The 19,622-nt window shown below is 61.0% G+C and carries 22 protein-coding genes; 15 read left to right on the forward strand and 7 right to left on the reverse strand.

What is annotated here, in order from left to right:
• Positions 1-4 precede the first annotated feature (4 nt).
• Entirely contained in the window at positions 5-553 is a 549-nt protein-coding gene (locus tag ACP7E3_RS10945; protein WP_017846145.1) for an NUDIX hydrolase, read from the reverse strand.
• A gap of 146 nt (positions 554-699) precedes the next feature.
• On the opposite strand from ACP7E3_RS10945, the gene ACP7E3_RS10950 reads away from it, so the two are divergent.
• From ACP7E3_RS10950 to purT, 5 genes are all read left to right on the forward strand, one after another.
• Positions 700-1,302 (forward strand): CoA pyrophosphatase, encoded by a 603-nt coding sequence (locus tag ACP7E3_RS10950; protein WP_017846144.1) that lies wholly within the window; start codon positions 700-702, stop codon positions 1,300-1,302.
• A gap of 35 nt (positions 1,303-1,337) precedes the next feature.
• The gene (locus ACP7E3_RS10955) at positions 1,338-1,862 is read left to right on the forward strand and encodes a gamma carbonic anhydrase family protein (protein WP_017846143.1); all 525 of its coding nucleotides are present in this window, start codon (positions 1,338-1,340) and stop codon (positions 1,860-1,862) included.
• Positions 1,859-2,074, forward strand: a complete 216-nt coding sequence (locus ACP7E3_RS10960) for a DUF1289 domain-containing protein (RefSeq protein WP_046382197.1) — start codon at positions 1,859-1,861, stop codon at positions 2,072-2,074. The genes ACP7E3_RS10955 and ACP7E3_RS10960 overlap by 4 nt, the downstream gene beginning before the upstream one ends.
• Positions 2,075-2,236: 162 nt before the next feature.
• Entirely contained in the window at positions 2,237-2,704 is a 468-nt protein-coding gene (locus ACP7E3_RS10965) for a preQ0 transporter (RefSeq protein WP_079444622.1), read from the forward strand.
• Between the two features lie 69 nt (positions 2,705-2,773).
• A complete protein-coding gene (purT, locus tag ACP7E3_RS10970; RefSeq protein ID WP_026139924.1) occupies positions 2,774-3,955 on the forward strand; it encodes a formate-dependent phosphoribosylglycinamide formyltransferase in 1,182 nt (393 codons plus the stop codon).
• Positions 3,956-4,062: 107 nt separating this feature from the next.
• On the opposite strand, the gene ACP7E3_RS10975 is transcribed toward purT, so the two are convergent.
• The 3 genes from ACP7E3_RS10975 to ACP7E3_RS10985 form a co-directional block, all read right to left on the reverse strand.
• Complete coding sequence (locus ACP7E3_RS10975) at positions 4,063-5,373, reverse strand: MFS transporter (protein ID WP_017846139.1); 1,311 nt, start codon at positions 5,371-5,373, stop codon at positions 4,063-4,065.
• 271 nt (positions 5,374-5,644) lie between these two features.
• Entirely contained in the window at positions 5,645-6,883 is a 1,239-nt protein-coding gene (locus ACP7E3_RS10980) for a transporter associated domain-containing protein (protein ID WP_046382198.1), read from the reverse strand.
• Positions 6,884-6,895: 12 nt separating this feature from the next.
• The gene (locus tag ACP7E3_RS10985) at positions 6,896-7,708 is read right to left on the reverse strand and encodes a cytochrome C assembly family protein (RefSeq protein ID WP_026139922.1); all 813 of its coding nucleotides are present in this window, start codon (positions 7,706-7,708) and stop codon (positions 6,896-6,898) included.
• A gap of 219 nt (positions 7,709-7,927) precedes the next feature.
• Here ACP7E3_RS10985 and ffh point away from each other — a divergent pair, with 219 nt between their 5' ends.
• From ffh to thrC, 9 genes are all read left to right on the forward strand, one after another.
• Positions 7,928-9,304: a signal recognition particle protein gene (ffh, locus tag ACP7E3_RS10990; RefSeq protein WP_017846136.1), complete on the forward strand. Its 1,377-nt coding sequence runs from the start codon at positions 7,928-7,930 to the stop codon at positions 9,302-9,304.
• 251 nt (positions 9,305-9,555) lie between these two features.
• Positions 9,556-9,807, forward strand: a complete 252-nt coding sequence (gene rpsP, locus ACP7E3_RS10995; protein ID WP_003175899.1) for a 30S ribosomal protein S16 — start codon at positions 9,556-9,558, stop codon at positions 9,805-9,807.
• Positions 9,808-9,812: 5 nt separating this feature from the next.
• Positions 9,813-10,349 (forward strand): ribosome maturation factor RimM, encoded by a 537-nt coding sequence (rimM, locus tag ACP7E3_RS11000; RefSeq protein WP_008014731.1) that lies wholly within the window; start codon positions 9,813-9,815, stop codon positions 10,347-10,349.
• The gene (gene trmD / locus ACP7E3_RS11005) at positions 10,331-11,104 is read left to right on the forward strand and encodes a tRNA (guanosine(37)-N1)-methyltransferase TrmD (RefSeq protein WP_169864091.1); all 774 of its coding nucleotides are present in this window, start codon (positions 10,331-10,333) and stop codon (positions 11,102-11,104) included. The genes rimM and trmD overlap by 19 nt, the downstream gene beginning before the upstream one ends.
• 45 nt (positions 11,105-11,149) lie before the next feature.
• Positions 11,150-11,500, forward strand: a complete 351-nt coding sequence (rplS, locus tag ACP7E3_RS11010) for a 50S ribosomal protein L19 (protein ID WP_003175895.1) — start codon at positions 11,150-11,152, stop codon at positions 11,498-11,500.
• 223 nt (positions 11,501-11,723) lie between these two features.
• A complete protein-coding gene (gene xerD, locus ACP7E3_RS11015) occupies positions 11,724-12,620 on the forward strand; it encodes a site-specific tyrosine recombinase XerD (RefSeq protein WP_079444621.1) in 897 nt (298 codons plus the stop codon).
• Between the two features lie 156 nt (positions 12,621-12,776).
• Positions 12,777-13,508: a thioredoxin fold domain-containing protein gene (locus ACP7E3_RS11020; RefSeq protein WP_003175893.1), complete on the forward strand. Its 732-nt coding sequence runs from the start codon at positions 12,777-12,779 to the stop codon at positions 13,506-13,508.
• A gap of 129 nt (positions 13,509-13,637) precedes the next feature.
• On the forward strand, positions 13,638-14,942 hold the full coding sequence (locus ACP7E3_RS11025; protein WP_017846133.1) for a homoserine dehydrogenase: 1,305 nt from the start codon (positions 13,638-13,640) through the stop codon (positions 14,940-14,942).
• A gap of 67 nt (positions 14,943-15,009) precedes the next feature.
• On the forward strand, positions 15,010-16,419 hold the full coding sequence (gene thrC, locus ACP7E3_RS11030; protein WP_426123113.1) for a threonine synthase: 1,410 nt from the start codon (positions 15,010-15,012) through the stop codon (positions 16,417-16,419).
• A 97-nt stretch (positions 16,420-16,516) separates the two neighbouring features.
• Here thrC and ACP7E3_RS11035 read toward each other — a convergent pair whose 3' ends face one another.
• Positions 16,517-16,738: a hypothetical protein gene (locus ACP7E3_RS11035; RefSeq protein ID WP_017846131.1), complete on the reverse strand. Its 222-nt coding sequence runs from the start codon at positions 16,736-16,738 to the stop codon at positions 16,517-16,519.
• A 313-nt stretch (positions 16,739-17,051) separates the two neighbouring features.
• On the opposite strand from ACP7E3_RS11035, the gene ACP7E3_RS11040 reads away from it, so the two are divergent.
• Positions 17,052-17,336, forward strand: coding sequence for a DUF3509 domain-containing protein (locus ACP7E3_RS11040; protein ID WP_017846130.1), 285 nt, complete (start codon positions 17,052-17,054; stop codon positions 17,334-17,336).
• Positions 17,337-17,506: 170 nt separating this feature from the next.
• Here the strand turns inward: ACP7E3_RS11040 and ACP7E3_RS11045 are convergent, their stop codons facing one another.
• The gene (locus ACP7E3_RS11045) at positions 17,507-18,376 is read right to left on the reverse strand and encodes a TIGR02285 family protein (RefSeq protein ID WP_426123115.1); all 870 of its coding nucleotides are present in this window, start codon (positions 18,374-18,376) and stop codon (positions 17,507-17,509) included.
• A gap of 16 nt (positions 18,377-18,392) precedes the next feature.
• Positions 18,393-19,592: a CaiB/BaiF CoA transferase family protein gene (locus tag ACP7E3_RS11050; protein WP_017846128.1), complete on the reverse strand. Its 1,200-nt coding sequence runs from the start codon at positions 19,590-19,592 to the stop codon at positions 18,393-18,395.
• Between the last annotated feature and the right edge of the window lie 30 nt (positions 19,593-19,622).

A 19,622-nucleotide genomic window follows, 5' to 3' on the forward strand; every position in this document is an offset into this window, starting at 1 on the left:
TTTGTTATTGGGCGGGCTGGGACAGCGGCGGCACAGCTTCGTTGCGCACCGGGAACGACCGTAGGCGACGGTCGGCGAAGAAGTATTCTAAGGTACGCCCGACTGTGCGGAAAGCCAGCTCGGACCAAGGGATATCGGCCTCGTCGAACAGTCGCACTTCCAGGCTTTCGGGGCCAGCGGCGAAGTTCAGGTCAATCAGCTCGGCGCGGTAGAACACGTGCACCTGGCTGATATGCGGTACGTCGATCAGGGTGTAGAGGCTCAGGTTGCGTACATGGGCGCAGGCTTCTTCCATGGTCTCGCGCATGGCGGCCTGTTCCACGGTCTCGCCGTTCTCCATGAAACCGGCGGGCAGGGTCCAGTAACCCAGGCGGGGCTCGATGGCGCGGCGACACAACAACACTTGATCGCCCCACACCGGCACGGTGCCGGCGACGATATTGGGGTTCTGGTAGTGAATGGTATGACAGTGATCGCATACAAAACGCAGGCGTGCGTCGCCTTCGGGAATGCGTTGGGTGACCGGTTTACCGCACTGGCTGCAGAAATTCATGCTGGGGTTCCTGGAAAGTCTGCCTATCTTGGCGTGGGCGGCAGGGCCCTGCAAGTTGTCGTTTCGCGACAGCCCTTCGGTTTTGGGGTTGGGCGCCCGCGCGCTTTGGTGCATGATGCAAAGTAGCCAACAGACCGAGATGACTCATGCTGGACGAGCTACTTCGCCGGGTAAGCAATCACACACCGCAACGGCTTGAGACCGACGGGCGTTTCCCCGAGGCCGCCGTGCTGGTGCCGATTACCCGCAGTGACGAACCTGAGCTGATCCTGACCCTGCGCGCCAGCGGCCTGTCGACCCATGGTGGCGAAGTGGCCTTTCCCGGCGGGCGTCGCGACCCCGAAGACCCGGACCTGATCTTCACCGCCCTGCGCGAAGCCGAAGAAGAAATCGGCCTGCCGCCCGGCCTGGTCGAGGTGATCGGCCCGTTGAGCCCGCTGATTTCCCTACATGGCATTCGGGTCACGCCCTACGTTGGCGTCATCCCGGACTACGTCGACTACCTGGCCAACGACGCCGAAATCGCCGCCGTCTTCAGCGTGCCCCTGGAGTTTTTCCGCCAGGACCCGCGCGAACATACGCACCGCATCGATTACCAGGGCCGCAGTTGGTACGTGCCGAGCTATCGGTTCGGCGAATACAAGATCTGGGGGCTGACGGCAATCATGATCGTCGAGCTGATCAATTTGCTCTATGACGATGCCAACATCAGCCTGCACCAGCCGCCCAAGAGCTTCATCCATCTATAAGCCATCGTTTAAATGGCCAGTCGTGAGGACATATCATGAAATACCGCCTGGGCGACGCCCGCGTCGAGACGCACCCACACAGCTGGGTGGCGCCGAATGCCACGCTGGTGGGCAAGGTCAAGCTGGAGGAGGGCGCCAATGTCTGGTTCAACGCGGTGTTGCGTGGCGACAACGAACTGATCCTGATCGGCAAGAACAGCAATGTGCAGGACGGCAGCGTGATGCACACCGACATGGGTTACCCGCTGACCCTGGGCACCGGCGTGACCATCGGCCATAACGCCATGCTGCATGGCTGCACCGTCGGCGACTACAGCCTGATCGGCATCAACGCGGTGATCCTCAACGGCGCGAAGATCGGCAAGCACTGCATCATCGGCGCCAATTCGCTGATCGGCGAAGGCAAGGAGATTCCCGATGGCTCCCTGGTCATGGGCTCGCCGGGCAAAGTCGTGCGCGAATTGACTGACGCGCAGAAGAAGATGCTCGAGGCCAGCGCTGCGCACTATGTGCATAACGCCCAGCGTTATGCGCGGGATCTGGTCGAGCAGGAAGAATGAAGCCGCCAGAGCGCCCCGTCGCCTCGCCGTGCGTAAGCATTTGCGCGCTGGATGACGACGACATTTGCACCGGTTGCCAGCGTACCGTGGAAGAAATCACGCGTTGGAGCCGCATGGACAACGCCGAGCGTCGGGTGGTGTTGGGGTTGTGTCATGAGCGGGCGCTGGCGGGTGGGTTGGTGTTTATGGCGTCCGGTAAATCCGTTGGCTGAATCATCGCTATCGGGGGCAAGCCCCCTCCCACATTCGACCGCGTTTAATCTGTAGGAACGCGGTCAAAATGTGGGAGGGGGCTCGCCCCCGATGGCGCCATCCCAGACGACATCCCTGTAATTGTGTACCCTGTGCGGCATTACCCACAGGTCCATCCCCCCATGTTCTTCCTGATCGCCTACATCAGCAGCGTCGTGCTGATCAACTTCGCCTTCTCCACCGCGCCGCACCTGGATGTGATCTGGTCCGCCTGGGGCGGCCTGGTGTTTATCCTGCGCGACATGGTGCAAACCCGCTTCGGCCACGGCGCGATTCTTGCCATGCTGGCGGCGCTGGCGCTGTCGTATATCACCTCCGACCCGTCCATCGCGCTGGCCAGCGCCACTGCGTTCGCGGTGTCCGAGTGCATTGACTGGCTGGTGTTCAGCATCACCAAGCGCCCGCTCCACGATCGCCTGTGGATAAGTTCGGCGCTGAGCATTCCCCTCGATACCTTTATCTTTTTCGGCTTGATCGGTGCGCTTACGCCTGCCGTGGTGGGCACCGCGCTGGCGTCGAAATTCGCCGGGGTCACGGCGGTCTGGCTGATCATGGCCTGGCGTATCCGCAAACGTGCCGTCGCCAACTGAAGCCAATCTGTGCAGTTCATGTAAAATGCCGGCCTTTCTCCCCATGATCCGCTCCCCTGAGGACCTGAGATGACCCGAATCGGAACTCCATTGTCGCCAACCGCGACCCGCGTTTTGCTGTGTGGCTGCGGTGAGCTGGGCAAGGAAGTGGTAATCGAACTGCAACGCCTGGGCGTTGAAGTGATTGCCGTGGATCGCTACGCCAACGCGCCGGCGATGCAGGTGGCTCATCGCAGCCATGTGATCAACATGCTCGACGGCGCGGCCCTGCGTGCGGTGATCGAGGCGGAAAAACCGCACTTCATCGTGCCGGAAATCGAAGCCATCGCCACCGCCACCCTGGTGGAGCTGGAGGCCGAAGGCTTTACCGTGATCCCGACCGCGCGCGCCGCGTCGCTGACCATGAACCGCGAAGGCATCCGGCGCCTGGCCGCCGAAGAGCTGGACCTGCCGACCTCGCCGTACCACTTCGCCGATACCTTCGAAGACTACAGCAAGGCCGTGCAAGACCTGGGCTTCCCGTGTGTGGTCAAGCCGGTGATGAGTTCGTCGGGCAAGGGCCAGAGCCTGCTGCGCAGTGCCGACGACGTGCAGAAAGCCTGGGATTACGCTCAGGAAGGCGGGCGTGCCGGCAAGGGTCGGGTGATCATCGAAGGCTTTATCGACTTCGACTACGAAATCACCCTGCTGACCGTGCGCCACATCGGCGGCACGACCTTCTGTGCGCCGGTCGGCCACCGTCAGGAGAAAGGCGATTACCAGGAATCCTGGCAGCCTCAGGCCATGAGCCCGATTGCCCTGGCGGAATCCGAGCGCGTGGCCAAGGCCGTCACGGAATCCCTGGGCGGCCGCGGCCTGTTTGGCGTGGAGTTGTTCATCAAGGGCGATCAGGTGTGGTTCAGCGAAGTGTCGCCACGCCCGCATGACACCGGCCTGGTCACCTTGATTTCCCAGGACTTGTCGCAGTTCGCCCTGCACGCGCGCGCCATCCTGGGCCTGCCGATCCCATTGATCCGTCAGTTCGGGCCTTCGGCATCGGCGGTGATCCTGGTGGAAGGGCAATCGACCCAGACCGCTTTTGCCAACCTCGGCGCGGCCCTGAGCGAGCCGGACACGGCGTTGCGTCTGTTCGGTAAGCCGGAAGTCAACGGCCAGCGCCGCATGGGCGTGGCGTTGGCGCGGGATGAGTCGATTGAAGCGGCTCGCGCCAAGGCGACCCGTGCGGCTCAGGCGGTTGTTGTAGAGCTCTAAACCGCGTCGTGCCTATCGGGGGCAAGCCCCCTCCCACACTTAACCGCGTTTAATCTGTAGGAATGCGGTCAAAATGTGGGAGGGGGCTTGCCCCCGATAGCGATCTATCAGGCAACCTTGTTCAAATCGTTATCCCGCGTCTCTTTCAAGCACAGCACCGCAATCAAGCTCAGCAACGCTGCCGCCGACACATACCCGCCGACATAACTCAGCCCGCCCATCGCCACCAGCTTGGTCGCGAAGAACGGTGCCGCCGACGCACCGACGATCCCACCCAGGTTATACGCCGCCGAAGCGCCGGTATAACGCACGCGGGTCGGGAACAGTTCCGGTAGCAACGCGCCCATTGGGGCGAAGGTCACACCCATCAGGAACAGCTCCAGGGCCAGGAACAGCGCCACGGCCCAGGTCGAACCGTGGGTCAGCAACGGCTCCATGGTGAACCCCGACAGAATCGCCAGCAGCGCACCGACAATCAGCACCGGCTTGCGCCCGAATCGATCGCTGGCCAAGGCTGCCAGCGGCGTCGCCAGGCCCATGAACAGCACGGCAAAACACAGCAAGCCGAGGAATGTCTCGCGGCTGTAGCCCAGGGTCGAAACGCCGTAGCTCAGGGAAAACGCCGTGGTGATATAGAACAGCGCGTAACACACCACCATCGACGCGGCACCCAGCAGCACCGGCAGCCAATGCTGGCTGAACAGTTCCACCAACGGCACTTTTACCGGCGCTTCCTTCGCTACCGCACTGGCGAATACCGGGGTTTCATGCAGCTTCAGCCGCGCATACAGGCCGACCATCACCAGCGCCGCGCTGAGGATGAACGGGATGCGCCAGCCCCAACTGCGGAACTGCTCGTCGTTCAGGTTCATGGCCAGGATCAGGAACAGGCCGTTGGCCGCCAGGAAGCCAATCGAAGGACCGAGTTGCGGGAACATGCCGAACCACGCGCGTTTGCCCTTCGGCGCGTTCTCGGTGGCGAGCAACGCCGCACCGCCCCATTCCCCGCCCAGCCCCAGGCCTTGGCCGAAACGCAGCACGCACAACAGAATCGGTGCCCAGGCGCCGATGCTGTCATACCCCGGCAGCAAGCCGATCAGCGTGGTACACACCCCCATCAGCAGCAGCGAAGCCACCAGCGTCGATTTGCGGCCGATACGGTCGCCAAAGTGGCCGAACAGCGCCGAACCCAGCGGGCGGGCGATGAACGCGATGCCGAAGGTCAGGAACGACGCGAGCATCTGCGCCGTGCCGGAGGTCTGCGGGAAGAACACCGGGCCGATCACTAGCGCGGCCGCAGTGGCATAGATATAGAAGTCGTAGAACTCGATGGCCGTGCCGACGATGCTGGCGGTGGCGACGCGGGCGGTCGAGTTGGTCGGGGCGGCGGTCGCAGCCTCGTTATAGGTGGTGCTCATGGCGGTATCCCTGAGGGGCAGTGCGCGTTTGGACGCGGATTATTATTGGTCGAACACCCATGGATCAGGGTTGTGGGCGGAGCGGCTCGGGATGAGAGCGGACACCGGTCGTACAGGGCAAGGCAGTGCCTGGACGCGGTCCGTGCGGATAGCACGCGGTCGGGCGCGGCTTGGGTAAGCCGACCCGATTATAGGAAGGGGGTTGCGCATCCAACAAGGGGGAAAATCTGATCGTCTGCACACAGTGGATCAGTGTGTTCCGTCAGCGAGGCTACGTGGCAACCGGCACGCGGCTGGTGTGCCAGATCAGCACCTTGCTCACGCGGTTGTCTTCGGTCTCGAGGATTTCCAGGCGGTAGCGGCCGATCTTCAGGCACACCGCGCAATCGGGAATGGTTTCCAGCGCTTCGGTCACCAGGCCGTTGAGGGTCTTGGGCCCGTCGCTGGGCAGGTGCCAGGCCAGGCTCTTGTTCAATTCGCGGATCGAGGCGGTGCCGTCGACGATGTAGCGGCCGTCCGGTTGCGCTTCGATATGCGGGTTGTCGGCACTCTGTTCGCTTTCGAATTCGCCGACGATTTCTTCGAGAATGTCTTCCAGGGTGACGATGCCCAGCACTTCGCCATACTCGTCCACCACCATGCCCAGGCGCCGCTGTTGCTTGTGGAAGTTCAGCAGTTGCAGTTGCAGGGGCGTGCTTTCCGGGACGAAGTAGGGTTCGTAGCAGGCCTCGAGCAAGGTCTCCTTGGTCAGGCTGGCATCCGGTAGCAGGTGCTGGATCAGCCGGGTGTTGAGCACGGCTTCGACCTGGTTGATGTCGCTGTGGAACACCGGCAGGCGGGTGCGCTGGGAGTTGCGCAGTTGCTCGAGGATCGCGTCGAGCGAGTCGTCCAGGTTGATGCCGTCCACTTCGCTGCGCGGCACCAGGATGTCGTTGACGGTGATGTTGTCCAGCGCGTGGATGCCGGGCATGCCGGGCGTGCGACGTTCATCTCCCTCTGGCTCGGGTTCGTCATCATGGTCGGGCTGCGGGTCGTCGCTTTTTTTCACCATGCCCGGCGGGCGGGCAAAGGGGCGCAGCAACAGCAGGCTGATGCCATTGAGCAGCCAGGCGAGGGGGTAGATAATTTTCAGCGGCACGCCCAGCAGGGCATTGCCGAAGCCCAGCACCGCTTGCGGATGGCGGGTGGCCAGGGCGCGCGGCAGGTAATCGGCCAGCACCAGCAGGATCGAGCAGGAGACCAGCCAGCCCAGCCACGCGCCGTTTTGCGCCCAGGCGTAGATCGCCAGCAGGGTGCAAAGGATCACCACGCCAGCACGGCACAGGGTGTTGCAGAGGATCATGCTGTGGCGTGGGAAGTGCAGGCGGGCGGCGGCTTTGTCGCCCTGGCGGGTACCGGGGCGCAGGGCCAGCAGGTGCTGTTGTGCGGCTTCGATGGCGGTAAACAGCGCCGCCCACAAAATTAGCAAGGCGATTACCGCGAGCATCGGCCCTAAGGGCAAGTTGTCCATGATCGCTGCCCGTCAGATATGCAGGATGTATTCGCGAACCAGCTTGCTGCCGAAGTAGGCCAGCATCAGCAGGCAGAAACCGGCCAGGGTCCAGCGGATCGCCTTGTGCCCGCGCCAGCCAAGGCGGTTGCGGCCCCACAGCAGCACACTGAACACCACCCACGCCAGGCACGCCAGCAGGGTTTTATGCACCAGGTGCTGGGCGAACAGGTTCTCGACGAACAGCCAGCCAGAGATCAGCGACAGCGACAGCAGCGTCCAGCCGGCCCACAGGAAGCTGAACAGCAGGCTTTCCATGGTTTGCAGCGGCGGGAAGTTCTTGATCAGGCCCGACGGATGCTTGTGCTTGAGCTGATGGTCCTGCACGAGCAGGAGCAACGCCTGGAACACCGCGATGGTGAACATGCCGTAGGCCAGGATCGACAGCAGGATATGCGCAAGGATGCCCGGCTCTTCGTCGATCACCTGCACCGTGCCGGTGGGGGCGAATTGCGCCAGCAGCACCGTCAGCATGCCCAGGGGGAATAGCAGCACCAGCAGGTTTTCCACCGGGATGCGTGCGCAGGCGATCAGCGTGAGGGCGATCACTGCGGCGGCGATCAGGCTGGCGGCGCTGAAAAAATCCAGGCCCAGGCCGACCGGCGTCATCAAGTGGGTGAACAGGCTCGCGGCATGGGCGAGCAGGGCGAGGACGCCAAGGCCTGCCAGCAGGCGAGTGTCGGCCTTGGCGCCTTGCGCCAGGCGAGTGCCTTGGTAGAGGGTCGCAGCGGCATATAAAAAGGCGGCGGCGAGACTGGGTAGCAAACTGGGTGACAAAGGGAGCATAAATCCTGTTAGGCAAGCCCGAAAGGCGCTGAGTTTGGCATACACCTGCGTTCCACGAAAGACTTCAGGGCCAGACAGCGGGTGTGCATGGGCGCAGTCTTCGCTATAATCCGCGACCTGCCCACGCCGCAGGCTCGCCGAGCGCTGTTTTTAATAGCGATTTATCACAGCCTGGGCCGCCATTACCTCGGTCTACCATAGGGCCTGAAAGGATCGCGCATGTTTGAAAACTTGACTGACCGTCTCTCGCAGACGCTGCGCCATGTAACCGGCAAGGCCAAGCTGACCGAGGACAATATCAAAGACACCCTGCGTGAAGTACGCATGGCGCTGCTGGAAGCCGACGTGGCCTTGCCTGTGGTCAAGGACTTCGTCAACTCGGTCAAGGAGCGCGCGGTCGGCACCGAAGTGTCCCGCAGCCTGACGCCGGGCCAGGCTTTTGTGAAGATCGTCCAGGCCGAGCTCGAAAGCCTGATGGGCGCGGCCAACGAAGACCTGAACCTCAGCGCCGTGCCGCCGGCCGTCGTGCTGATGGCCGGTCTGCAAGGTGCGGGTAAGACCACCACCGCCGGCAAGCTGGCGCGCTTCCTTAAAGAGCGCAAGAAAAAAACCGTGATGGTGGTGTCGGCCGACGTATACCGTCCGGCGGCCATCAAGCAGCTGGAAATGCTCGCGGGCGAAGTGGGCGTGACCTTCTTCCCGTCCGACCTGAGCCAGAAGCCGGTCGACATCGCCAATGCGGCGATCAAAGAAGCCAGGCTGAAGTTCATCGACGTGGTCATCGTCGATACCGCCGGTCGCCTGCACATCGACGAAGAGATGATGGGCGAGATCAAGGCGCTGCATGCCGCGATCAACCCGGTCGAGACGCTGTTCGTGGTCGACGCCATGACCGGCCAGGATGCGGCCAACACCGCCAAGGCCTTTGGTGACGCACTGCCGCTGACCGGCGTGATCCTGACCAAGGTCGACGGCGACGCCCGTGGCGGTGCCGCGCTGTCGGTGCGCGCCATCACCGGCAAGCCGATCAAATTCATCGGTATGGGCGAGAAGAGCGACGCGCTCGAACCGTTCCACCCTGAGCGTATCGCTTCGCGTATCCTCGGCATGGGCGACGTGCTCAGCCTGATCGAGCAGGCCGAAGCGACGCTCGACAAGGACAAGGCCGATAAACTGGCCAAGAAACTGAAGAAGGGCAAGGGCTTCGACCTCGAAGACTTCCGCGATCAGTTGCAACAAATGAAGAACATGGGCGGCCTCGGCGGCCTGATGGACAAGCTGCCGAACATCGGCGGTGTGAACCTGGCGCAAATGGGCAATGCCCAGGGCGCGGCAGAGAAGCAGTTCAAGCAGATGGAAGCCATCATCAACTCCATGACCCCGGCCGAGCGCCGCGACCCTGAGCTGATCAGCGGTTCGCGCAAGCGTCGGATCGCCATGGGCTCCGGCACCCAGGTGCAGGACATCGGTCGCTTGATCAAGCAGCACAAGCAGATGCAGAAGATGATGAAGAAATTCTCCGCCAAGGGCGGAATGGCCAAGATGATGCGCGGCATGGGCGGTATGTTGCCCGGCGGCGGCATGCCGAAAATGTAAAGTTTTCGAGCGGGAGCATGCTCCTGCTCCGACCCACAGGGATGTGGGATCTCCAGCAAACCCGCCGTCTGGCGGGAGCTGACTTGCCGTTTTAACCGACGGCTCTATAGCAGATCTGAATGGCACGCTGATAGGCGCCAGAAAAAGACATTTGCAAAAGTCCGGATATTCCTTAGAATATGCGGCCTTTCGGGCACCTATGCCCGCTGTGCATTTAGATTTGCAGCACCGACTACAGGAACGATGTTCACATGCTAACAATCCGTCTTGCCCTTGGCGGCTCCAAAAAGCGCCCGTTTTACCACTTGACCGTAACCGACAGCCGCAACCCGCGTGACGGTTCGCACAAGGAACAGGTTGGTTTCTTCAACCCTGTTGCTCGTGGTCAAGAAGTTCGTCTGTCCGTGAACCAAGAGCGCGTAGCCTACTGGCTGAGCGTTGGTGCACAGCCTTCCGAGCGTGTTGCCAAGTTGTTGAAGGACTCGGCTAAGGCCGCAGCCTGAGCAATATGAACGCGACGCCAGCTGTTGCTGATGATTTGATCGTTATCGGCAAGATTTACTCTGTTCATGGCGTTCGCGGCGAAGTGAAGGTGTATTCCTTTACTGATCCGACTGAAAACCTGTTGCAGTACAAAACCTGGACGCTCAAGCGCGAGGGGAATGTGAAACAGGTCGAGCTGGTCAGTGGACGCGGGAACGATAAGTTCCTGGTCGCAAAGCTCAAGGGTCTTGATGATCGTGAAGAAGCTCGTCTTCTGGCCGGTTATGAGATCTGCGTGCCGCGCAACCTGTTCCCTGAATTGACCGACGGCGAGTACTACTGGTACCAGCTGGAAGGTCTGAAGGTTATTGATCAACTCGGGCAATTGCTCGGGAAAATCGATCATCTTCTGGAAACCGGCGCCAATGATGTAATGGTGGTCAAGCCTTGCGCTGGCAGCCTGGATGATCGCGAACGCCTGTTGCCCTATACCGAGCAATGCGTGTTGGCCGTCGACCTGGCCGCGGGCGAGATGAAGGTGGAATGGGACGCGGACTTCTAAGCGTGGCTAATTTGCGCATTGAAGTGATCAGTTTGTTTCCCGAGATGTTCTCCGCCATCAGCGAGTACGGCATCACCAGTCGGGCGGTGAAACAGGGGCTCTTGCAGCTCACCTGTTGGAACCCGCGAGACTACACGACGGATCGACATCACACTGTGGACGATCGCCCATTTGGCGGTGGCCCGGGCATGGTGATGAAGATCAAGCCCCTGGAAGACGCGTTGGCTCAGGCCAAGGCTGCCGCCGGGGAGAAGGCGAAGGTAATTTACCTGTCCCCTCAAGGCCGTCAGCTGAAACAGGCGGCGGTACGCGAACTGGCGAATGAGGAAGCACTGATCCTGATTGCCGGTCGCTATGAAGGCATTGACGAGCGTTTCATTGAAGCTCATGTCGATGAAGAGTGGTCGATTGGGGACTATGTCCTGTCTGGCGGTGAGCTGCCGGCGATGGTCCTGATAGATGCGGTTACACGACTGCTGCCTGGAGCTTTAGGGCATGCGGACTCCGCGGAGGAAGATTCCTTCACGGATGGTTTGCTGGATTGCCCGCACTACACCCGACCGGAGGTGTATGCGGATCAGCGTGTTCCCGACGTATTGCTAAGTGGCAATCACGCACACATCCGGCGTTGGCGTTTACAGCAGTCCCTTGGTCGGACCTATGAACGACGCGCCGATCTTCTGGAAAGCCGCTCGCTTTCTGGAGAAGAGAAGAAGCTGCTCGAGGAATACATCCTCGCGCGGGACGATAGTTAACAACGTATCGATGGTAGGTCCATTGACTTACCTTAGGAGCACAGCATGACTAACAAAATCATCCTTGCACTCGAAGCAGAGCAGATGACCAAAGAGATCCCTACCTTTGCCCCGGGCGACACCATTGTCGTTCAGGTGAAAGTGAAGGAAGGCGACCGTTCGCGTCTGCAAGCGTTCGAAGGCGTGGTAATCGCCAAGCGTAACCGTGGTGTGAACAGTGCTTTCACTGTTCGTAAAATCTCCAACGGTGTTGGCGTAGAGCGTACTTTCCAGACCTACAGCCCGCAAATCGACAGCATGGCCGTTAAGCGTCGCGGTGACGTGCGTAAAGCCAAGCTGTACTACCTGCGTGACCTGTCCGGTAAAGCAGCTCGCATCAAGGAAAAACTGGCTTAAGTCCAGCTTCCCGATGCAGAAAAAAAGCAGCCTGCGGGCTGCTTTTTTTGTGCCTGGGATTTATTGACGGGGCCGGGTCGGCGGCGCGGCTATCGCAGGCGGGCCAGCTTGCACACTTGATCATTAGTGGTCATAAAATCGATGCACGACACAAATCCAATGTGGGAGCCGACTTGCCTGCGATAGGATCTACCAGACACCACCGTCATCTGCCTGAGCCCCCATGCCCGCCATCGACCATCCTCTGATTGACCGCTTCCTCGACGCCCTTTGGCTGGAAAAAGGCCTGTCGGACAACACCCGCCAGGCCTACCGCAGCGACCTGGCGCTGTTCAACGGCTGGCTGCAGGAAAAAAACCTCGAGCTGATCAATGCCGGCCGTGAGTTGATCCTCGATCACCTGGCCTGGCGCCTGGAGCAGAACTACAAGCCGCGCTCCACAGCGCGCTTCCTTTCCGGTGTGCGTGGCTTTTATCGCTACCTGCTGCGGGAAAAGCTCATTACCCTCGACCCGACGTTACAGGTCGACATGCCGCAATTGGGTCGGCCATTGCCCAAGTCCTTGTCGGAAGCCGATGTTGACGCCTTGCTCGCCGCCCCGGACTTGAGCGAAGCCATCGGCCAGCGCGACCGTGCCATGCTCGAAGTGCTTTACGCCTGCGGCCTGCGGGTGACCGAGCTGATCAGCCTGACCCTCGAGCAAGTCAACCTGCGCCAGGGCGTGCTGCGGGTGATGGGCAAGGGCAGCAAGGAGCGGCTGGTGCCGATGGGGGAAGAAGCGATTGTGTGGGTCGAGCGCTACATGCGCGATGCGCGCGGCGAACTGCTCGGTGGGCGCCCCAGCGATGTGCTGTTCCCCAGCCAGCGCGGTGAGCAGATGACCCGCCAGACTTTCTGGCATCGCATCAAGCACCAGGCCAAGGTGGCGGGGATCGGCAAGAGCCTGTCGCCGCATACTCTGCGCCATGCATTTGCCACGCATTTGCTCAACCACGGCGCGGATTTGCGCGTGGTGCAAATGCTCCTTGGCCACAGTGACTTATCCACAACCCAGATCTACACCCATGTGGCACGGGCGCGCTTGCAGGATATGCACGCCAAGCACCATCCGCGAGGCTGAAAACCGCCAAATTATCCCGCCACGGGCTGCCCTGCGGCCCAACTGTGGTAGGCTTTGCCGGTTAGCAAAGGGGACGGCGTGACTTGTGATTACAGTGCCGTGTTTCCAGATCGGTGTTCGACACACCCGTCCCTGCATCTGCCTTCAGGAGTTCCCATGCGCTTGACCCAGATTATTGCCGCCGCAGCCATTGCGTTGGTTTCCACCTTTGCCGTCGCCGATGACGCTGCCGAGCAGACTATTCGCAAGAGCCTGGCCAACCTGCAACTCGACACACCGATCGAAAGCATCAGTGCCAGCCCGATGGCCGGTCTGTACGAAGTCAAGCTCAAGGGCAGCCGCGTGTTGTATGCCAGTGCCGACGGCCAGTACATTGTCCAGGGCTACCTGTTCCAGTTGAAGGACGGTAAGCCGGTCAACCTGACCGAGAAAGCCGAGCGCCTGGGCGTGTCCAAGCTGATCAACGGCATTCCGGTTGCAGAAACCGTGGTCTACCCGGCCATCGGCGAGACCAAGACGCACATCACCGTGTTCACCGACACCACCTGCCCGTACTGCCACAAGCTGCACGCCGAAGTGCCGGCGCTGAACAAGCTCGGTGTGGAAGTGCGCTATGTCGCGTTCCCGCGCCAGGGCCTCGGTTCGCCGGGCGACGAGCAGTTGCAGGCGGTCTGGTGCTCGGCCGACAAGAAAGCGGCGATGGACAAGATGGTCGACGGCAAGGAAATCAAAGCGGCCAAGTGCGCCAATCCGGTTTCCAAGCAGTTCGCCCTGGGCCAGTCCATTGGTGTGAACGGTACACCGGCCATCGTTTTGGCTGACGGCCAGGTGATTCCGGGCTATCAGCCGGCACCGCAAGTTGCGAAACTGGCGCTGAGTGCCAAATAAACCAGCATCGTCGAACCTTTGACGATCATGGCCCTTCGATAAGTCGATGGGCCATTAATTGAAAGCCGCGGTTGTGCGGCTGTTTTCCACGGCCGACCTCGCGTCGGCCGTTTCATGGGGAGTTCTTCAGTGAAACCGGTCAAAGTAGGCATCTGTGGGTTAGGGACCGTCGGTGGCGGCACCTTCAACGTACTTCAGCGTAATGCTGAAGAAATTTCCCGCCGTGCAGGGCGCGGGATTGAAGTGGCGCAAATTGCCACGCGTTCGCCAAAGCCTCAGTTCGAAACGACCGGTATTGCGATTACCAACGATGTCTTCGCCGTGGCGACCAACCCAGAAATCGATATCGTCATCGAGCTGGTGGGCGGCTATACCATTGCCCGCGAGCTGGTGCTCAAGGCGATCGAAAACGGCAAGCACGTGGTCACCGCCAACAAGGCGCTGATCGCCGTCCACGGCAACGAGATCTTCGCCAAGGCGCGTGAGAAGGGCGTGATCGTCGCGTTCGAAGCCGCGGTGGCCGGTGGTATCCCGGTGATCAAGGCGATCCGTGAAGGCCTGTCCGCCAACCGCATCAACTGGGTGGCCGGCATCATCAATGGCACCGGTAACTTCATCCTCACCGAAATGCGCGAGAAGGGCCGCACCTTCGAAGACGTGCTGGCCGAAGCCCAGGCCCTGGGTTACGCCGAAGCCGACCCGACCTTCGACGTTGAAGGCATCGACGCGGCGCACAAACTGACCATCCTTGCGTCCATTGCCTTTGGCATCCCGCTGCAGTTCGACAAGGCCTACACCGAAGGCATCACCCAGCTGACCACCGCCGACGTGAATTACGCCGAAGCCCTGGGCTATCGCATCAAGCACCTGGGCGTGGCGCGCTGCACCGCGGCCGGTATCGAGTTGCGCGTACACCCAACGCTGATCCCGGCCGACCGCCTGATCGCCAACGTCAATGGCGTGATGAACGCCGTGATGGTCAACGGTGACGCCGCCGGTTCGACCCTGTTCTACGGTGCCGGCGCCGGTATGGAGCCGACCGCTTCGTCGGTGATCGCCGACCTGGTGGACGTGGTTCGCGCCATGACCAGCGACCCGGAAAACCGCGTGCCGCACCTGGCCTTCCAGCCGGATTCGCTGTCGGCCCACCCGATCCTGCCGATCGAGGCGTGCGAAAGCGCCTACTACCTGCGCATCCAGGCCAAGGATCATCCGGGCGTACTGGCCCAGGTTGCCAGCATCCTGTCGGAACGTGGCATCAACATCGAGTCGATCATGCAGAAGGAAGTCGAGGAGCAGAACGGCCAGGTGCCGATGATCCTGCTGACTCACCGCGTGCTCGAGCAGCACATCAACGATGCCATCAAAGCCCTGGAAGCCTTGCAAGGCGTAGTGGGCCCGGTGGTACGGATTCGCGTCGAACACCTGAACTAACCGATTTGTTCCAGGGGCCCCGTGTGATCGGCGGCCCCTGTTCGAGAATGTTTTAGAGGAGCCAGTCATGCGTTACATCAGCACCCGCGGCCAGGCACCGGCCCTGAATTTCGAAGACGTCCTGTTGGCAGGCCTTGCCACCGACGGCGGCCTGTACGTGCCGGAAAACCTGCCACGCTTCACCCAGGAAGAAATCGCTTCCTGGGCCGGCCTGCCGTATCACGAACTGGCGTTCCGGGTGATGCGCCCGTTCGTCACCGGCAGCATTCCGGATGCGGATTTCAAAAAGATCCTGGAAGAGACCTACGGCGTGTTTTCCCACAACGCCATCGCGCCTCTGCGCCAACTGAATGGCAATGAGTGGGTTTTGGAGCTGTTCCATGGCCCGACCCTGGCGTTCAAGGACTTCGCTCTGCAACTGTTGGGGCGCCTGCTCGATTACGTGCTGGAGAAGCGCGGCGAGCGCGTGGTGATCATCGGCGCCACTTCCGGTGATACCGGCTCGGCGGCCATCGAAGGCTGCAAGCACTGCGAAAACGTCGACATCTTCATCCTGCACCCGCATAAGCGCGTGTCGGAAGTACAGCGTCGGCAGATGACCACCATCTTCGGTGAAAACATCCACAACATCGCTATCGAAGGCAACTTCGACGACTGCCAGGAAATGGTCAAGAACAGCTTCGCTGACCAGAGCTTCCTCAAGGGCACGCGCCTGGTTGCGGTGAACTCGATCAACTGGGCGCGGATCATGGCCCAGATCGTCTACTACTTCTACGCTGCGCTGCAGCTGGGCGGGCCGGCGCGTTCGGTGTCGTTCTCGGTGCCGACCGGCAACTTCGGCGACATCTTCGCCGGCTACCTGGCGCGCAACATGGGCCTGCCGATCAATCAGTTGATCGTCGCCACCAACCGCAACGACATCCTGCACCGCTTCATGAGCGGCAACCAGTACGTCAAGGAAACCCTGCACGCCACCTTGTCGCCGTCGATGGACATCATGGTGTCGTCGAACTTCGAACGCCTGCTGTTCGACATGCACGGCCGCAACGGTGCGGCGATTGCCGGCTTGATGGACACCTTCAAAAGCGGTGGCGGTTTCAGTGTCGATGAAGAGCGCTGGACCGAAACCCGCAAGCTGTTCGACTCCCTGGCCGTGGACGATGCACAGACCTGCGAAACCATCGCAGAAGTCTATGCCCAGACCGGCGAACTGCTCGACCCGCACACCGCGATCGGCGTGAGGGCTGCACGCGAATGCCGTCGCAGCCTGGATATCCCGATGGTGATCCTCGGCACCGCGCACCCGGTCAAATTCCCGGAAGCGGTGGAGAAGGCCGGCGTTGGCAAGGCGCTGGAGTTGCCGGAGCATCTGTCCGACCTGTTCGAGCGTGAAGAGCGTTGCACCGTGCTGCCGAATGACCTGAAGGCGATGCAGGCGTTTGTCAGCCAGCATGGCAATCGCGGTAAGCCGCTGTAAGGCAAACTGCTGGCGCCCTGGCGCAGACAAAAACGCCGCTTTCCCTTCCGTGGGTCAGCGGCGTTTTTCGTTTCAGGCAGGCCCGGGTTGCTGAGCGTTATGAGAGTAGTTTCTGCGCCACGACAATCACGGTGCCGACAGCGGCGTAGAAACCCGTGGCGATACCCACGGGGTACCAGAAAGTCTCACAGGTTATCTTCAAGGACTCTGCGTTGAGCTTGCCTCGCTCGGCATGCATGCGTGAAATCTCGGCATAGATGCGAGATACGTCAGCATGCATCTTCTCCATCGACGCTTGTTGTTCGTTGTGTTCCACCATCATGTTCATCCTTAGCAATAAGGGCCTTTGACATGCACTTCTAGCTGCGTGACAGCGTGATCAGCGCTTACCGAGTATAGGGTTCACCCTCGGCCGCGCTGCAGGGCGAACCCTGAAACGGCCGCCCATTGCGTAAGCAGTTATGTGCGGCCGTTTTTTCGTTGTCATGTTGCAAGCGCATGCTGGATCAAGTCACTCCCTGACGGCTCCATAAACACGAAAAAGCGAACTTTCCTACGTTACAAACAGTCACTTAGGAGAGAGGCAACCCCCATTGAAACGATTGTTCCCGAACTATTGAGTGGTGATCGAAATGGAAAGTATCAGCCTATTGCTCGAAGAAGCGCTGAGCCCTTATCAGGTTACGCTGACCACCGCTGGTGTGCAGGGCGAGTGCCTGGTAACCGTAAAGAACCCTGCTGGTGCCATCGTGGTCGAGCGTGAAGTCGACCGGGCGCAACTGACCGACAAGCGCGTCCTGGTGGATGTCGTGGATTGCTTGCTGCGCGATCTGAAAATCGCCGAAGGGCGCCTGGAGCCCTCGGTCATCGCTGCCTTGCGCAATGCGGCCCAGACCCGCAGCAGCGCCCTCGCATGAAGAATTGTTTATCCGCGGAAACTTCCTACGGCGTGGCCGGTCAGATTTAGTAACAGCAAGAGCAGACATTGTGCTCCGGTGTTTGTGACTTGCTGTACTGGTCTTTGTAGGCCACGTTTAACCCCGAAGTGTCTCCCCACTCTTCGGGGTTTCTTTTTGCCCGCGATTTATCACGGGGTGGGCACTTCTTCATAGAATCGCGAATGGTCCAGCAGGTATTGCTCGCGCAGGGCCGGGTCGAGCCATGACGCGTAGGAACGCAGCAACTGCGCCTGCGGCAGGTCGCCCAGCAACTGGTTGATACGCGCCATGACCTCGCGCCCCTCGGGCGTATCCGAACAACCGATATGGATGTGCTGATAGGGCGCGGTGCCGGCAATCGGATAGAACGCCAGCCCTTCGGGATCGATACCTTGCTGCAATGCGTGATAGCGAATTTCGGTCCAGTAACCCAGTACGCCTTCCAGGCGTCCCAGGCGCTGCATTTGCAGCAGGCTGCCCAAGGCGTCGGTGCCGTAGTGCATCACTCGATTGTGCGTGTCGCCTTGCTGCAACATGCCGTCGATGAATGGCCCGTAGCTGCGCTCGGCGATGATGCCCAGGCGTGTGCTCTTGTCTCGTAGCATCGCGTCCAGGTCGACCTTGCCTTGCACGATAAAGGGCGCCAGGACTTCACGGTTTTGCTGGCGGACGACCACGCCATTGCTCACCACGGGAAACGCCTGGCCGGAATACACAATCCATTGGGTCCGCTCCGGCGTCCACAGCAGGGTAGGGTCGCAGGTGAGGGAGGGCGCCTGGAGCATCTGCATGCCCCGCGCACGGTTGACGTGCTGGACCTGGTGCTGATACTCCGGCAGGTGCTCCATCAGCATCGGCAACAATTCGTCGATGGCGCCCTGGCCTTTTTGCGGGCCTTCGAAGATCGTCAGCGGCGGCAGGTCGCGAACCAGCCAGATCAAGGTCTGCTCCGCCTGGGTCGGTAGCGGCAATAGCCCCAACAAGGGCGCGCACAGGTGCAATAGCCAGCGGCGAGTCATTATCTTGAACGCGCCATCAGATCGCCCCTTGTTCACGCAAGCGGATGATGGCCGCCGCGTCATAGCCCAGCTCACCGAGTACCACGCTGTTGTGTTCGCCCAGTTGCGGCCCCACCCACTCGCAACTGCCAGGGGTGTCGGAGAGCTTGGGCACGATGCCTGGCATCTTGAAGTCCTTGCCGTCGGGCAGTTGCGCCTTGAGGAACATTTCCCGCGCCAGGAATTGCGGGTCCCCGAGCATGTCTTCGGCGCTATAGATGCGGCTGGCCGGCACCTCGGCCTTGTTGAGCTGCTCGACCACCTGTTCCAGCGGCAGCGAATTGACCCAGCGATCAATCACGCCATACAGCTCGTCGCGGCGCTCGTCACGCCCGTCATTACTGGCCAATTGCGGGTCGTTGGCCAGATCCTCACGGCCGATGGCGGACATGAAGCGCTTGAAGATCGCATCGCCGTTGGCGCCGATCTGCACATGCTTGCCGTCCGCGCTGGTGTGGATCGAGGACGGTGTGATGCCGGGCATGATGTTGCCGGTGCGTTCGCGGATGAACCCGAACACATCGAACTCCGGGATCATGCTTTCCATCATGGCGAAGATGGCCTCATACAGTGCCACATCCACCACCTGGCCCAGCCCGCCGTTGACCTCGCGGTGACGCAACGCCATCAGCGCGCCGATCACCGCCCACAGGGCGGCAATGGAGTCGCCGATGGAAATCCCGGTGCGTACCGGCGGGCGGTCTTCAAAGCCGGTGATGTAACGCAGCCCGCCCATCGATTCGCCGACCGCGCCAAACCCCGGCTGGTCTTTCATCGGGCCGGTCTGGCCAAAGCCCGAGAGGCGCACCATCACCAGCTTGGGGTTCAGCGCGTGCAGGGTGTCCCAGCTCAGGCCGAGCTTTTCCAGGACGCCGGGGCGGAAGTTTTCGATCAGGATGTCGGCGTCCGTCAGCAACTGCTTGAGGATGGCCAGGCCGTCGGGGTGCTTGAGGTTCAGCGTCAGTGATTTTTTGTTGCGTGCCTGTACGAACCACCACAGTGAGGTGCCTTCGTACAGCTTGCGCCATTTGCGCAGCGGGTCGCCGCCGTCCGGGGATTCGACCTTGATCACTTCGGCGCCGAATTCGGCGCAGATGCGTGAAGCGAACGGGCCGGCGATCAGGGTGCCGAGTTCGATGACTTTCAGGCCGGCAAGCGGTTTGGCGTTAAACGACATGAGGAACCTTTCATACGCAGCACAGTGGTG

Source organism: Pseudomonas sp. PSPC2-3 (assembly GCF_049898265.1).
In the GTDB taxonomy this organism is placed as follows: domain Bacteria; phylum Pseudomonadota; class Gammaproteobacteria; order Pseudomonadales; family Pseudomonadaceae; genus Aquipseudomonas; species Aquipseudomonas veronii.

Excerpts from the sequence above, each read along its gene's own strand:
- ACP7E3_RS10945 (WP_017846145.1), bottom strand. The coding sequence starts at position 553 with ATGAATTTCTGCAGCCAGTGCGGTAAACCGGTCACCCAACGCATTCCC.
- ACP7E3_RS10950 (WP_017846144.1), top strand. The coding sequence starts at position 700 with ATGCTGGACGAGCTACTTCGCCGGGTAAGCAATCACACACCGCAACGG.
- ACP7E3_RS10955 (WP_017846143.1), top strand. The coding sequence starts at position 1,338 with ATGAAATACCGCCTGGGCGACGCCCGCGTCGAGACGCACCCACACAGC.
- ACP7E3_RS10960 (WP_046382197.1), top strand. The coding sequence starts at position 1,859 with ATGAAGCCGCCAGAGCGCCCCGTCGCCTCGCCGTGCGTAAGCATTTGC.
- ACP7E3_RS10965 (WP_079444622.1), top strand. The coding sequence starts at position 2,237 with ATGTTCTTCCTGATCGCCTACATCAGCAGCGTCGTGCTGATCAACTTC.
- purT (WP_026139924.1), top strand. The coding sequence starts at position 2,774 with ATGACCCGAATCGGAACTCCATTGTCGCCAACCGCGACCCGCGTTTTG.
- ACP7E3_RS10975 (WP_017846139.1), bottom strand. The coding sequence starts at position 5,373 with ATGAGCACCACCTATAACGAGGCTGCGACCGCCGCCCCGACCAACTCG.
- ACP7E3_RS10980 (WP_046382198.1), bottom strand. The coding sequence starts at position 6,883 with ATGGACAACTTGCCCTTAGGGCCGATGCTCGCGGTAATCGCCTTGCTA.
- ACP7E3_RS10985 (WP_026139922.1), bottom strand. The coding sequence starts at position 7,708 with ATGCTCCCTTTGTCACCCAGTTTGCTACCCAGTCTCGCCGCCGCCTTT.
- ffh (WP_017846136.1), top strand. The coding sequence starts at position 7,928 with ATGTTTGAAAACTTGACTGACCGTCTCTCGCAGACGCTGCGCCATGTA.
- rpsP (WP_003175899.1), top strand. The coding sequence starts at position 9,556 with ATGCTAACAATCCGTCTTGCCCTTGGCGGCTCCAAAAAGCGCCCGTTT.
- rimM (WP_008014731.1), top strand. The coding sequence starts at position 9,813 with ATGAACGCGACGCCAGCTGTTGCTGATGATTTGATCGTTATCGGCAAG.
- trmD (WP_169864091.1), top strand. The coding sequence starts at position 10,331 with ATGGGACGCGGACTTCTAAGCGTGGCTAATTTGCGCATTGAAGTGATC.
- rplS (WP_003175895.1), top strand. The coding sequence starts at position 11,150 with ATGACTAACAAAATCATCCTTGCACTCGAAGCAGAGCAGATGACCAAA.
- xerD (WP_079444621.1), top strand. The coding sequence starts at position 11,724 with ATGCCCGCCATCGACCATCCTCTGATTGACCGCTTCCTCGACGCCCTT.
- ACP7E3_RS11020 (WP_003175893.1), top strand. The coding sequence starts at position 12,777 with ATGCGCTTGACCCAGATTATTGCCGCCGCAGCCATTGCGTTGGTTTCC.
- thrC (WP_426123113.1), top strand. The coding sequence starts at position 15,010 with ATGCGTTACATCAGCACCCGCGGCCAGGCACCGGCCCTGAATTTCGAA.
- ACP7E3_RS11035 (WP_017846131.1), bottom strand. The coding sequence starts at position 16,738 with ATGGTGGAACACAACGAACAACAAGCGTCGATGGAGAAGATGCATGCT.
- ACP7E3_RS11040 (WP_017846130.1), top strand. The coding sequence starts at position 17,052 with ATGGAAAGTATCAGCCTATTGCTCGAAGAAGCGCTGAGCCCTTATCAG.
- ACP7E3_RS11045 (WP_426123115.1), bottom strand. The coding sequence starts at position 18,376 with ATGACTCGCCGCTGGCTATTGCACCTGTGCGCGCCCTTGTTGGGGCTA.
- ACP7E3_RS11050 (WP_017846128.1), bottom strand. The coding sequence starts at position 19,592 with ATGTCGTTTAACGCCAAACCGCTTGCCGGCCTGAAAGTCATCGAACTC.